The organism is Anaerostipes caccae L1-92 (genome assembly GCF_014467075.1).
GTDB classification, from domain to species: Bacteria; Bacillota; Clostridia; order Lachnospirales; family Lachnospiraceae; genus Anaerostipes; species Anaerostipes caccae.
The window spans coordinates 198,543-210,785 of the sequence record NZ_AP023027.1 but is presented as its reverse complement, the minus strand read 5'-3'; the positions used below and the strand labels follow the sequence as shown (position 1 = coordinate 210,785).

The window sequence follows — 12,243 nt, the reverse complement described above, 5'->3', positions numbered from 1 at the left end:
TTTATCATAGCACATAATATGGTCATATTCAATCTTCTCCTTCGTCTTCAAATCCAGTGAATGAACTATAGAAATTAAGCAGATTAAAATCCTTTTCTGTCGCCTGGTTCGCCGTCTCCGCTGATCGTTCACTCTCACTTTGGGGTTCCTGTTCCTCTTTTGCTTTCGTGTCACTTCCAGTAACTGCAGGAATAGTAGTCGTCTGCACTGATCTCAGTACGTCTTCCAATGCACGTTTTGTCAGTTCACGGAAGTATTCCTCTTGCTCTCTTATGTTTGAGAGGATACTTTCCAATTTCTCATATTCAGCCTTCTGCTTCAGATACTCTGAATAATAGATTACCGCCTCGGCAATATAGTCATTTTGAGAAGTAAACAGCTCCCGGTTGTACTCTTCCAGACAGGTAAGTGCCTGGAAATGTACCGGGTTATTTTTATAAAGCCGAAGCGTTGTAACATATTTATCGTCCATTTATGGCCTCCTTAACCGGCCATATTCTGCCTGGCCTTCCATATGCTCTTTAAAGTTTCTTCATATCCTCTTGCATTTGCATGTATATCCGGAATACAGATTACGTCCTTACCCTCGTTATCACCAAAATTCTGCATGATTGCGGCTCCTCCACCCATAAAGATTATTTTTTCCAAATGCAGATTGTATCCGTGCTTTTTTATCAAGCTATAGATGTATTCCGTATATTGGTTCAATGCCTTTCGGATTACACGAAGATAGGCTTCGTCACCCGCATATGTACCTGTCCGCATTATCGTTTCAATGATATATGGTTTGGCTTTTTCCCCAAACTCAGCCATTAATGCCTCATTTACATTGGATATACACTTTATTGTACCATTATTATCTATAATAGGCTGTGCTCCACTGGGTCGCATATTTTCTATTGGAACTCCATCAACGGTTCCTCCTCCTATATCTACCAGAAGGCAGGATTTTCCCTGTGTCTCTGCCAATATATCTGTGATTGCTGCAAACCCCTGCATATATACGCTCACGCCTTCCAGAAAGACATTGAACCCTTCTCCCTGATAACGAAAAGATAACTCCCTTTCCCTGCCCAAGTATTTCCTGAATGCTTTCATTTGCGATTCATACCACCTCGGTGGTAATCCTGTAGCCAGCCTGACCGCCGCCTGATTCTTTCCTCTGGCTTTCAATTCAGCGGCAAGTGATGCCAATGTGAGAATGTAGTAATCATCGTCCACTGTTTTATCAACTTTTGTATCCACATCTTCCCTACTGCCACCGATTGAGTAATACTTACCTTTAAACTCCAAAATCTGATTTAGATTACTGGGCTTCACCTTATTCTGTGTTACTGTAGACAAAAATGCGGTATTCGCCGTTTTCATCTGTCTGTTACCATGGTCGATTCCAAGTATTTCTCTATCCATAATGACTGTCTCCTCCTTATGTTTAATATTCTCCAGAATGTTCCAAAAGTTCGACTTCTTCAACCGCTTCTCCGAAACCCTCATCATCTTCCCAATCTGGTTCATGTTGCTTTAATATAATAACAAGATTTCCCTTGTCATTATTCTCAAAACCCACATAGCAATCTTCTGATTCTTTTCCTAACTGTAATAACTCCATGATTTGGTCAATCTTATACATTTTCATCGTTTCTACCTCCTCTATATGTCATAACGCAGTTTAACGGCTTCCAGAAAATATTTTGCATATGGGCAATCAAAGATTTCTTCAACAGCATAATCTGAACTGTCTTCCCCTATATGATATCCTTCTATTGAATCGTCCCGTTTTACTTCCTGCGAAAATCCAGTATAGAGGTTAATCGCCAGCCGTGTTACCTTCACAGAAGCAGATGTCTGCCACCCAGCGAATAAAACCAACGGATTCACCTGAAAAGTTCTTTGATCCACAATATTTGAAAAAGCTGCCCTTGTCTTGTCACAGATACCAAGAGTATATATCATAGCAATTTCTTCACTGTCCCTGCGTGAATTTGGAAGTTCCCGCACCTTTTCATAAAAGAAACGCTCATGTGCTTCATCGGCAAATACTATGTCCATTACCTCCAGCTTGTTAATATCAAACATATTTTCCTCCACTTCTTATTTGGCAGTTATAATTCCTGCAGGATAGATTCAATATTCTCGTTAAATATCTTTTGCAAGACTAAAATGACTTTGTAGGACGGCTTTTGTTGCCCGTATTCAATTCTCTGATATGTGCGGAGACTGATATCCAGCTTGTCCGCCAATTCCCACTGTGTCAAATTCTTCTCTATGCGTAATTGTCTAACCCTAGTAACTGCTCATCACCCCCTTTGCTCATGCATATTGAGGGGAGATGTCACCATTCATCACCACTTGATTCATAACGGAATTACTTAATGTGAATGTCGCATTATATAAGGCGGTTAGCAACACTGCACGCATATTCCTGATTTTTGTTTTCGTCTCTGACAGGTTATTTAAAATAAACTGTATTCTAAACATATCTAATTTCCAAAACACCGATTTAACAATGGCTGTTGGTTTTTCTTCCTGGTTAATACGAATCGTATCCTTCGTTGAAGTCAGTACGTCAACTGCAATTCCCACAATTTCATCCAGACGATCAATATCAAAGGGACGATCAATACATAACGCATCGTATCCAATCTTTTCTCTAAATGCCTGTAACGTTTTTTGATAGGACTGGACTGGATTGGTATAATCTGTCGTTGAAATATCTGTGTTAATATCTGTATTTGTCTGCCTGTTACCAGATAGTGCTGTACCTTCTGAAAAGTGGCACCTGCTATTTTGCGGCGTGGCAGGTATCTCTTTTTTGGGTGATACCCTCTCTCTTTTTGGGGAGACAGCTCCCTCACCAATGACTGCCATCTCACTATTATTCACAGTAAAGCACTGTCCTTCAACGATTTCCTCTACAATGTCTTCCCCCCTGTCTCCCATAGAAGGGATAGGGGCATCATAACAGTGCGGATACGTTAATTCTTTCAATTTCTCAACAATCAACTCAATATACAGTACATTATTTACAACAAGTCCATTCAAGTTTATTGTCCTGAATACTCTTTTTATTACGCCTAATTTCTCCAAAAAGATGATTGCATTAGTAGCTTCTTTTTTACTCAATCCAAACTGTTCCGCAATCTGTTGATAACTTCTCTGGAGTAAATCAGCTTTAAATTTTTTACGAATTGCAATGATCTGTCCAGTGCTTTCGTCCCTCAATTCAGTAGGACGATACCAATAGACAATATCTGATAATATAACGATTGCAGCCAAATGCGGTTTTCCCGTCTCTTTAACAATCGTCTTATACCATGCTTGTGGTGTAATGTTGCCGGTAATACTGATTTCGGCACTTGCATCTACGATTCGATTTCCTGTCGTATACTCTCGCATCACGCTCACCTGCCCTTCTTTTCAAGAGAAGTACAGATGGTGCGTAATCTTTCGTCTGATTTCTTTGCTGTCACAGCCAACGAAATACTTACGACCATTGGCAACACTATCAAAAAAATAATCACAATAAATAGTATCTGCATACCCTTTTCCTCCTAAAATGCATAAGAGGACTAAGGTCAGCTAACAAAGTTGCTTCACTTAGTCCTCTATATTCATTTATTTTTAACAGCGCTGTTCTCCCGAAAGAGAGTTTTTACTTCGGACGAAGCAAAAGAAAAGGATATTTGGAATAGGACTAAGTATAAGCAGGTCCCAAACCACCCGGTTGCGACCCCTAGCCTTAAAATATCCCACTCTTTGGAAAACGACACTGGATTTTTAATGAAAAAGCAGTTCGATTGTGGTATAATAAATTAAGACCAAAGTAGCCGCAAACCCTTGATTTCATTGGGTTCCTTGCTAACTTGGTCTTATTATAACACGGTCACCTGCTCCGTTTTCTCCGAGCAGACCGTAGATTCCCTGACCGATCTCCACATTTACGTGATCTACTGCCGTGACTTTTTGATGAAATTTTACCGTAAGATTTTCTATTCTAATGCTCATATGATCAACCTCTTTTCTTTATGATGGCAGAAATCAGTGCGGCCATTAAGACGGTAAGTCCCAATGCGATCCCTTTTCCCCAAAGCCATTCCATATTATTTATATTTTGAGTGTCCCGGAATACAAATGAAAATACATTAAATTTCCCCAGAACGCTCTCCCCGGTCACAGAGTTTAAAGATAACCATAAAATAATCGATAAACCGATTCCGCCCCATATATTTCTCAGAAGATTTGTAACCGTCATAGCAAAAGTACTCCAAAAAGAAATAGTAACCAGCACCTCCGGAACATACACTGCAAAGAGCAGCATTGACGGTATGGTATTTAAATTATGAGGGGCCTGCCAAAAGAACAGTCCATATCCGATCAATGCCAATCCCCATAAAAAGATCCACTGGACAACCAGTCTTTTCAAAATTGTCTGCTTCTTTTTTTTTACTGAGTACAGACAGAAGACTTCCCACCGTTTTCCGCTGTGCTCCATCCAATAAGTATCGGCGCAAAACACAATCGCCAAAACCGCAATATATGCATCCATAGTAATCCCTATCTCAGCAATGCTGCTGATTCCCCTCACCAGACTCAGAAAAACAATAAAACAAATAGAATATATTATTTTGTAAACCGGAAGACAAATTTTCATCTCTTTCATCAATAGGACCTCCATTTCTTCCATGCTGCAGCTGCGCACAAAATAAGCAGAACAGATGCCAGTACAAGGAATACCTGATTTAGTAATACCCATGGCGAAGGTGAAGTTTCAAAGAATTTGCCCGGAAACCTTACCATGACCGCCAACGGCTTCCCATAGTATCCATACTGTCCGTCCGGCCCGATTGATCCCATATTGGAGTAGAGCATATACAGAAGCAGCAGCGGTGCAGCCGGCAGAGGATTCTTGAAAACAACTGCGGTCAGCGTATATACACTGACGATCATCAGCATATTCGGAACAATATATAAGAGCGACGCCCACAACAGATCCCATATTCGTACTGGAAATCCGGCTCTCCAGCCGCACACTGCACATAAAGCACCAAATATGATATTTAAAATTGCAAGTATAATCATCAGTGTCAGAAAACCTCCTGAGACTTTACCTATGATATATCTGCCTGCTGATATAGGTTTTGTATGCAGCATTTCATATGTGTCCCTTTTCGTATCTCTGATAAAAAGAAATGCCAGTAAGATAGATGCAAAGAATCCCATACATAAGCCTGCAAAGTCAGCAAACTTCTTTGAAAAATAATAAGTAAAAGGTTTTTGTTTGAATTTTGAACTCATGTAGGAATTTATCTCTTCCTTCGTTCCCTTATATGTGCGGGCATCTTGAAATATATTGTCTGCACTATAAAAATCATAGTTTTTTACTAAATAAGCTGACATTTCTGCATCTGTCATATTTTTCTGTTCCAGCTTATGGATCACTTCCTGTGCCTGCTTTTCTGAATAGCCAAACGATTTGACAAGAGCGTCCTTAATCTTTTTGCCGGCCAGTTCCCACTGCTTTTTCTTTGTAGACGGGATATATCCTTCTAAAATATCAGCATCCGCCCTATTCTCAGCACGGACTTCTTTCAATTGACTCTCAGACTGCACATAATGCAGTTTCAGATAGCTCCCCAGATTTTGAAATAACAGAAAAATGACGATGAGCAGCCCTGCCCAGAGAATTGGATTCTTCAGATAGTTTTTTACCTCTCTTTTTAAAATTATCATCATACAGTGCACCCTCCTTCCTCTTATAGATACACTGTACGTTACGAATCACTACAAAAAGACAATAAGAACAAAGTTGACAAGGTCTTTCTGAAAAATAAAAAACCGGATTCTCATCCGATTTTTTTATGGTTTCTATGTTTTTAATTTAAAATATGCGCAGGCTTCTCCGCCCTGATCCTGATTGACCAGCAGCAGCTTTCCCCCATGTTTTTCACAGTAGACTCTGCTGATATAAAGTCCCAGTCCGAAATGCGTCAGATCACTTTGAGGGTTCCCGTGATAATATGCCTTTGTCAAAAGCTCTGCATCTTCTTGAAATCCTTTCCCATCATCCTGTACGCAAACCCTCATTTCATCTCCGGAAATATCTACTTCCACATAAACCTGCTCCCTGGCATAGCGAAGCGCATTGCCGATTAAATTATTCAGCACCTCCAAGACCATTTCGGAATCAAAATACACCGACTGCTGATCAGACTTCACGACCGTATGGCACTCTTTTTGTGCCTTTTTCCCCAGAATCACTGTATTGTTTTTGACTATTTCTATAAAATCAGCTACGTCTATTTGGTTCCAGCATATATTCCGTTCTTCCAGCTTCGACAGCTTCTGCATTGTATTAATAAATGCCTTCATCCTTTTGATCTGCTGCATACCGGCTTCCAGCATTTTCATGATCTTATCCCTGCTGACAGACTCCTGGGGAAGAAACTCCAGCAGCATTTCCTGATAGCCTTCCATAACCGCAAGGGGCGATCGGATATCATGGGAAATGGCAGAACGCAGCGCCTTTTCTTCTTCTACCATTTTCCACATTTTTTTATTGTTCTCTTCAAGCTGACACCGCATCTTTTCAAACTGCCTGCACAATTGTCCCATTTCATCTTCATTTGAATATGCAACAGAAAAATCCAGGGTGCCTTCGGAAATACGTGCAGATGCCTCTTTTAATTCCCCGAGGGGAATTTGAATCTTATGTTTATAAAAAAGCAGGACTGCTATGATTGTTCCCAGGCAGGAAATTACCAATATACTATATGTATCAAGGAAATCACAGAGTTCTGAAATAACCCTGTCCGTTTTGGTCATAGAATTCAGCTTTGATCTTGTAATGTTGATTTCATAATCGTCTCCTTTATTCTCCATCGCCTCATAATAACGGTCCTTGTCTATATATCGAAACCAGATCTTCTGCTGAGCGTCATTTGCTGTATGAATGATGACAAACGACAGGCCATAACTGAGAATCAGATTTAATCCCATATACAGCACAATGGTTTTTCTGATCGATAAATTCCTTATTTTTTCCATCGGTACCCCATTCCCCAGACTGTTTCGATATACTCGGCCATTGTATGAACACTTAATTTCCTTCGTATCCTTCTGACAAGCTCTGTCATCCCCCGGCTGTCCCCTTCACCGTCATATCCGCAGACCTTTTCATAAATCCGTTCTTTGTCAAAAACCTGCCCCGGGTGCATGGATAAAAATTCTATGATCGCATATTCTGTTTTTGTAAACTCCACTGCACAGCCATTTAGTTTCACGGTTCTTTCAGTATAATCTATCATCAGTCCGTCACAAAAACGGTACTCTGACTTATTTTTATGCCTTTCTTCTCTTTTAAGATGTGCAGTGATTCTGGCTTCCAGCTCCTTAAGGCTGAAAGGCTTTAAAACGTAGTCATCCCCGCCGACCATGAGGCCGTTGATCCGGTCCTGCTCTTCCACTTTGGCTGTCAGGAACATAATCGGACAGGAAATCTTATCCCGAATCTGCCTGCAGACTTCCAGACCGTCAAGCCCCGGCATGTTGACATCCAGCAGGATAATGTCCGGGGCATCCTTTATCCGCTCCATTGCTTCCAGTCCGTTGACCGCTGTTTCTATGAAATAGCCCTTCAGTTCAAAATAGCTGCTGAGCATCTGTAATAAATCTTTGTCATCATCGACGAGTAAAATCTTGTAGTTCATTGTTATCACCTCTGGTTTATCTTACATGAAGAATGTCAACAAAGGAACAACAAACTATTTTATTTTCAAGATTTTTCTTTGATCACAGAGAGAGCCTCCTCATCCGCGAATACGGCAGTATGGGGATGTAATTTAAGGATAGATGCCGGGACTCCCGGTGTGATATCACCGTAAACAGCCTCATACAGAGCCTGGGCTTTCTGTTTTCCCGACGCAAGTAAAATAATATGTCTGGCCTGCATGATCCCTTTGATCCCCATAGAATATGCTTCCTTCGGTACTTCTTCTTTTGAGCGAAAAAACCGGGAATTCGCTTCGACTGTGCTTTCCGTTAACCGCACACAGTGGGTATCCGGAATAAAGACATCCCCCGGCTCATTAAAACCGATATGTCCATTGGCACCCAGCCCGAGAAGCTGAAGATCGATCCTTCCTTTTTCTTCAATGATCTCTTCATACTCACAGCATGCTTTATCAGAATCCATTTCTGTCCCATCCGGCACAAACGTCCTGGACTTGTCGATATTTACACGGTCAAATAAATACTGGTTCATAAAGAAACGATACCCCTGCTCATGTTCTGCACCAAGTCCTTTATATTCATCCAGATTAATGGTGGTCACTTTGGAAAAATCAAGCTGTCCCTTCTCATACCATTCCACCAGCCGGTCATAAACTCCGATCGGCGTAGACCCCGTTGACAGTCCGAGGACTGCCCTGGGGTTCATTCTTATTTCGGAAGCAATGAGCTCTGCCGCTTTTTCACAAATTTCTTTATAGTCTTTTCCTTCATAAATTGTCATAACATAAACTCCTATGATTTAATCTCTTTTAATCCGAACCTTCTGCCCTGTCTCCAGACTTTCATGAACAGCCTCTGCTACCAATTCTGCCTGCAGCCCGTCATTCCCGTCTGCGATGAAAGGAATTTCTTTTTGCAGGCAATAGATGAAGTCGTTGATCGGCTCAATCCCGAATCCGCTCGGCCTGCCGCAGTTATTTAAAATAAAATATGAATTCGGAGTACGCTGTTTCTCATGGTTAAACATTTCCACACCGCGGTTTTGTGAATCAATCCGGAACATGGCGTTTTCACAGAGGATCTGTGTCCTGCCGTCATTATTTTTTGCAAACCCTTTCGGAAGAATCCAGGAATTTTCTACTGTCCAGTAGCATCCGTTTTCCATCTTTAATGTGGCCTGGATCGAATCATAGGTGTCAATTCCTTTTGATTTTAAGACCTTTTTTGTCCCCACCGCAGATACTTCTTCCACTTCACATCCCATGTACCAGCGAATCTGATCATAGCAATGAGTGCCGAGGAAATGAACCGGGCTCGATTTGTCTGCCCATCCAAACCATTCCGTCGGGACGTCGATGATGTCGTCCATGTTCATATATCCGCGGACAGGCGCTCCTGTTTCCGCTTTCTGCAGTTCATTTCTCACATTGATCGCGGCCGGGTCCCATCTCTTATGATAATCCACCGCGACACGCACCTTATACTTCTCGGCCTCCGCAAGAATTTTCTTCGCGTCTTCTGAAGTCGTAGCCAAAGGCTTTTCTACCAGGATTGGTTTCCCATGGCGGATCGCCGCCAGCGCCGGCTCCATGTGAAATGCGTCGGGAGTTGCAATAGACACCGCGTCAATGTCTTCCTTATCCAGCATTTCGTTGACATCATTGTAGGTCTTGACCTCATACTGTTTGGCTATTTTATCCGTGATTTCTTTATTCAGATCACACACTGCCACAAGATTTGTGTTCGGATTCCATGTATAGGCGTTCACATGATTAATTCCGTATATTCCGGCTCCCACAACCGCTACATTCATAACTTTCATCTTCATAATCTCCTTTAAATTTTTCTCAGCTTACTTATTCATAACACTTTATCTAAAAAATACCTATTAACGCACACAATATAGAAACTGCGATGATGCCGATGACAATCTTTCCCGTTCCGATCTTTTTATGTCTGACTAAATAGTAGATCAGAAACAGGGCTGCCAGAGGAAAGATGCCCGGGAAAATTCCGTCCAGTTTTTCCTGAATGACAACACTGCTGATTTTTAACGGAGTTGTCAGTGTGACCATGGATGCGGTCATCGCTCCCATCATAAACATCGCAAGTACATTGGCGCCGGAAATCACGTCCTGCATGAGACCGGAGCCCATAATAGTTTTGATGGAACTTCTCCCTTTTTTATAAGTCAGATTTGTAAAAAATACTAACTCAACGATACAATACATCACAAACGCGAGTAACACTGAAAGCGCAAAGGGATTCCCCGCTGCCGCCAATGTAGCCGCTGCTATTTTAAACAGCGTGCCGATGATACCCCAGTCAAAACTGTCTCCCAGGGCCGCCACCGGTCCCATAAGCCCGGTCTTTAACCCTGTGATTGCTTCTGCCGGCATTGCTTCCGGTTTTTTAGCCCTCTGTTCTTCCATCGCAATGGTCGTCCCGAGGATCAGCCCGCCAGCCGTGACGTTGCAGTTATACAGCAGCAAATGGCGTTTCAGCGCCTCCGCCAGGTCTTCTTTTTTCGTATACAGCTTTTTTAAAATCGGCGCGATGCTCCCGCAGAATGCAATTCCCTGCATGTTTTCAAAATTCAGCGGCATCTCCGCCGACATATACCAGCGGAACATCGCTTTATTTAAATCTTTTTTTGTCAGTGCCGGAGCTGTATCCGCCGTCGTTACTTCCTTACTCATCGCTGCTTACCTCCTCCATAATCTCTCTCTTTTGGAACACATAAATAAATGCAATGCAGATTCCAATGATTCCGGCTGTCAGTGAGTTAATTCCTCCAACCGAGATCACAATGTAACCAAGGAACACATACGGGATCAGTTTTTCTTTTCCAATCATATTCATGATAAGGGCAAATCCCAAAGCCGGCAGGATACCGCCTGCCACTTCCAAACCGTGAGTCACAAAAGTCGGAAGAGCATTCATCAGATTTACAACAACGTCCTGTCCCACCATGTTGATAATAAATACTGGAAGAAACAGAAGCGGAATTGCCAGGAGAGCAGGGAAAAGTGTCGCACATCTCCAAATGCCTCCTGCATTCCCTTCCTCCGCATAATCATTTGCCTTCTTTACAAAGTATGTATTTACCACTTTCCTTAAATTGGTCACGAAAGAGCCAAGCAGTCCGACCGGCACAGCCAGTGCGATAGCCGTCGTTGCACTCATTCCCGAACCGATTGCGATGGGAATCACACAGGTTGCCGCCAGACACTCATCCGTCGGAAGATTTCCGCCCGGCGCGATAATTCCCGCAAATACAAGGGCGATTCCTCCGCCGATGATCAATCCCTGCATTGGCTGGCCCATCAATAACCCTGCCACAAGTCCGACGGTGACCGGACTCGAAATAAATAAAAATCCGAAGTACGAAAAGATCATTCCTCTGCACCACCAGTACATGATCCCCATCGTGACCGCAATTATAACAGTACTCATAGTTTAACCTCCTACATTTTCTTTTTGACTGTATCAAAACTGATTGCAGAAATTTCAGGAATCGGCTGAACCGTAACTTCAACACCCTCTGCATTCAGTTCTTCTAATTTTTCCAGTTCCTCTGCCGAAATCGCCACGCCGCTTGTAATTAACTTCTTTCCGTCTTCGTTGGGAACTGCCCCTACGTTGAGAGAAGAAATTTCAACCCCTTTCCGGATTGTCCGACAGCAGCTGTCGATATCTTTAAAAATAAGAAAAACCGTATCGTTGGTTTTATCCAAAACACTTTTTGCTTTATTCACGGTTACAATATCCACGGCGGTACCCTTGGGCACTGCCATTTTGTAAATATCACTCATAAATTCATCGCTGCCCAGCACATCATCCACGAGCACGATCCTTCTCACCGGACTTACCTTTAACCATTTTGCGACAACCTGTCCGTGAATCAGACGGTAGTCAATCCTCACCATTTTAATATCCGCCATCTGTATACCTCCGCTCTTCCATTGATTTGTTAGGACACATGATTCCATCTTTGCCTGCTTCTGTACACTCCGAGATCAAATTGTCCAGAGAGCTGTCCTCTCTGCTTGATACAAACTGAATCAGCATCGGAAGATTCACACCTGTCAAAACACCTACGTTTTTTCTCATAGAAATTTTTAGCGCTACATTTGACGGTGTTCCTCCGAATAAGTCTGTCATAATCACGACACCGGCGCCTTCATCCAGCCTTTCCACGTATTGCTCCAGTTTCTTTTCTCCCAGTTCGATACTGTCTCCCGGGTTTAAAGTCCATGTCTCGCAATTTTTCAATGGCCCCGAAAACATCTCGGCGCTCTTTACCAGTTCTTCACACGTATTTCCATGAGTTGCAATAATTAATCCGACCATTTTTTCCTCCTTTCCAGGTCTATATTAAGATTTCCTGACACTTGGCATGTAATTTTCATATTCTGTATCATTTCGCCTCTGCAAATATATATAGCAAAGCCTGTGCCAACTTTTATTTTTCTGCAATAAAAAAAGCCTGTATTTTTTTAAAACAGCATAAAT

General features: G+C 42.2%; 16 protein-coding genes and 1 pseudogene. All 17 read right to left on the bottom strand.

The genetic code is table 11. The features are described from left to right. Positions 1–28: 28 nt before the first annotated feature. Entirely contained in the window at positions 29–472 is a 444-nt protein-coding gene (locus tag ANCC_RS01115; RefSeq protein ID WP_006567841.1) for a hypothetical protein, read from the bottom strand. An 11-nt stretch (positions 473–483) separates the two neighbouring features. Further along, a complete protein-coding gene (locus tag ANCC_RS01110; protein WP_006567842.1) occupies positions 484–1,410 on the bottom strand; it encodes a ParM/StbA family protein in 927 nt (308 codons plus the stop codon). Positions 1,411–1,432: 22 nt separating this feature from the next. Continuing rightward, entirely contained in the window at positions 1,433–1,636 is a 204-nt protein-coding gene (locus ANCC_RS01105; protein WP_006567843.1) for a hypothetical protein, read from the bottom strand. Positions 1,637–1,650: 14 nt separating this feature from the next. Next, positions 1,651–2,076, bottom strand: coding sequence for a DUF6075 family protein (locus ANCC_RS01100; protein ID WP_180215615.1), 426 nt, complete (start codon positions 2,074–2,076; stop codon positions 1,651–1,653). 26 nt (positions 2,077–2,102) lie between these two features. After that, positions 2,103–2,273, bottom strand: a pseudogene (locus ANCC_RS17960) (helix-turn-helix transcriptional regulator); the annotation flags it as partial. Positions 2,274–2,310: 37 nt separating this feature from the next. After that, the gene (locus ANCC_RS01090) at positions 2,311–3,396 is read right to left on the bottom strand and encodes a DUF6017 domain-containing protein (RefSeq protein ID WP_006567846.1); all 1,086 of its coding nucleotides are present in this window, start codon (positions 3,394–3,396) and stop codon (positions 2,311–2,313) included. A gap of 462 nt (positions 3,397–3,858) precedes the next feature. Further along, on the bottom strand, positions 3,859–4,005 hold the full coding sequence (locus ANCC_RS01085; protein ID WP_006567848.1) for a hypothetical protein: 147 nt from the start codon (positions 4,003–4,005) through the stop codon (positions 3,859–3,861). Positions 4,006–4,009: 4 nt separating this feature from the next. Then, positions 4,010–4,660, bottom strand: a complete 651-nt coding sequence (locus ANCC_RS01080; RefSeq protein ID WP_156340645.1) for an ABC transporter permease — start codon at positions 4,658–4,660, stop codon at positions 4,010–4,012. Beyond that, positions 4,660–5,733 (bottom strand): ABC transporter permease subunit, encoded by a 1,074-nt coding sequence (locus tag ANCC_RS01075; RefSeq protein ID WP_006567850.1) that lies wholly within the window; start codon positions 5,731–5,733, stop codon positions 4,660–4,662. The genes ANCC_RS01080 and ANCC_RS01075 overlap by 1 nt, the downstream gene beginning before the upstream one ends. A gap of 132 nt (positions 5,734–5,865) precedes the next feature. Beyond that, positions 5,866–7,044 carry a HAMP domain-containing sensor histidine kinase gene (locus ANCC_RS01070; protein WP_006567851.1) on the bottom strand — a complete coding sequence of 393 codons (1,179 nt, stop codon included), beginning with the start codon at positions 7,042–7,044 and terminating at the stop codon, positions 5,866–5,868. Continuing rightward, positions 7,032–7,706 carry a response regulator transcription factor gene (locus ANCC_RS01065; RefSeq protein WP_006567852.1) on the bottom strand — a complete coding sequence of 225 codons (675 nt, stop codon included), beginning with the start codon at positions 7,704–7,706 and terminating at the stop codon, positions 7,032–7,034. The genes ANCC_RS01070 and ANCC_RS01065 overlap by 13 nt, the downstream gene beginning before the upstream one ends. 65 nt (positions 7,707–7,771) lie before the next feature. After that, positions 7,772–8,509, bottom strand: a complete 738-nt coding sequence (gene nagB / locus ANCC_RS01060) for a glucosamine-6-phosphate deaminase (protein WP_006567853.1) — start codon at positions 8,507–8,509, stop codon at positions 7,772–7,774. Between the two features lie 18 nt (positions 8,510–8,527). Continuing rightward, the gene (locus ANCC_RS01055; RefSeq protein ID WP_039946799.1) at positions 8,528–9,550 is read right to left on the bottom strand and encodes a Gfo/Idh/MocA family protein; all 1,023 of its coding nucleotides are present in this window, start codon (positions 9,548–9,550) and stop codon (positions 8,528–8,530) included. Between the two features lie 52 nt (positions 9,551–9,602). Next, positions 9,603–10,427, bottom strand: a complete 825-nt coding sequence (locus ANCC_RS01050; protein ID WP_006567855.1) for a PTS system mannose/fructose/sorbose family transporter subunit IID — start codon at positions 10,425–10,427, stop codon at positions 9,603–9,605. Beyond that, positions 10,420–11,184: a PTS mannose/fructose/sorbose/N-acetylgalactosamine transporter subunit IIC gene (locus ANCC_RS01045; protein ID WP_006567856.1), complete on the bottom strand. Its 765-nt coding sequence runs from the start codon at positions 11,182–11,184 to the stop codon at positions 10,420–10,422. Before ANCC_RS01045 ends, ANCC_RS01050 begins: the two co-directional genes overlap by 8 nt. An 11-nt stretch (positions 11,185–11,195) precedes the next feature. After that, positions 11,196–11,672 carry a PTS sugar transporter subunit IIB gene (locus ANCC_RS01040; RefSeq protein ID WP_006567857.1) on the bottom strand — a complete coding sequence of 159 codons (477 nt, stop codon included), beginning with the start codon at positions 11,670–11,672 and terminating at the stop codon, positions 11,196–11,198. Continuing rightward, positions 11,659–12,081: a PTS sugar transporter subunit IIA gene (locus tag ANCC_RS01035; protein WP_006567858.1), complete on the bottom strand. Its 423-nt coding sequence runs from the start codon at positions 12,079–12,081 to the stop codon at positions 11,659–11,661. The genes ANCC_RS01040 and ANCC_RS01035 overlap by 14 nt, the downstream gene beginning before the upstream one ends. Positions 12,082–12,243 lie beyond the last annotated feature (162 nt).

Bases quoted from the DNA above. Each gene is read 5' to 3' on its own strand.
- ANCC_RS01115 (WP_006567841.1), bottom strand. From the start codon at position 472: ATGGACGATAAATATGTTACAACGCTTCGGCTTTATAAAAATAACCCG.
- ANCC_RS01110 (WP_006567842.1), bottom strand. From the start codon at position 1,410: ATGGATAGAGAAATACTTGGAATCGACCATGGTAACAGACAGATGAAA.
- ANCC_RS01105 (WP_006567843.1), bottom strand. From the start codon at position 1,636: ATGAAAATGTATAAGATTGACCAAATCATGGAGTTATTACAGTTAGGA.
- ANCC_RS01100 (WP_180215615.1), bottom strand. From the start codon at position 2,076: ATGTTTGATATTAACAAGCTGGAGGTAATGGACATAGTATTTGCCGAT.
- ANCC_RS01090 (WP_006567846.1), bottom strand. From the start codon at position 3,396: ATGCGAGAGTATACGACAGGAAATCGAATCGTAGATGCAAGTGCCGAA.
- ANCC_RS01085 (WP_006567848.1), bottom strand. From the start codon at position 4,005: ATGAGCATTAGAATAGAAAATCTTACGGTAAAATTTCATCAAAAAGTC.
- ANCC_RS01080 (WP_156340645.1), bottom strand. From the start codon at position 4,660: ATGAAAGAGATGAAAATTTGTCTTCCGGTTTACAAAATAATATATTCT.
- ANCC_RS01075 (WP_006567850.1), bottom strand. From the start codon at position 5,733: ATGATGATAATTTTAAAAAGAGAGGTAAAAAACTATCTGAAGAATCCA.
- ANCC_RS01070 (WP_006567851.1), bottom strand. From the start codon at position 7,044: ATGGAAAAAATAAGGAATTTATCGATCAGAAAAACCATTGTGCTGTAT.
- ANCC_RS01065 (WP_006567852.1), bottom strand. From the start codon at position 7,706: ATGAACTACAAGATTTTACTCGTCGATGATGACAAAGATTTATTACAG.
- nagB (WP_006567853.1), bottom strand. From the start codon at position 8,509: ATGACAATTTATGAAGGAAAAGACTATAAAGAAATTTGTGAAAAAGCG.
- ANCC_RS01055 (WP_039946799.1), bottom strand. From the start codon at position 9,550: ATGAAAGTTATGAATGTAGCGGTTGTGGGAGCCGGAATATACGGAATT.
- ANCC_RS01050 (WP_006567855.1), bottom strand. From the start codon at position 10,427: ATGAGTAAGGAAGTAACGACGGCGGATACAGCTCCGGCACTGACAAAA.
- ANCC_RS01045 (WP_006567856.1), bottom strand. From the start codon at position 11,184: ATGAGTACTGTTATAATTGCGGTCACGATGGGGATCATGTACTGGTGG.
- ANCC_RS01040 (WP_006567857.1), bottom strand. From the start codon at position 11,672: ATGGCGGATATTAAAATGGTGAGGATTGACTACCGTCTGATTCACGGA.
- ANCC_RS01035 (WP_006567858.1), bottom strand. From the start codon at position 12,081: ATGGTCGGATTAATTATTGCAACTCATGGAAATACGTGTGAAGAACTG.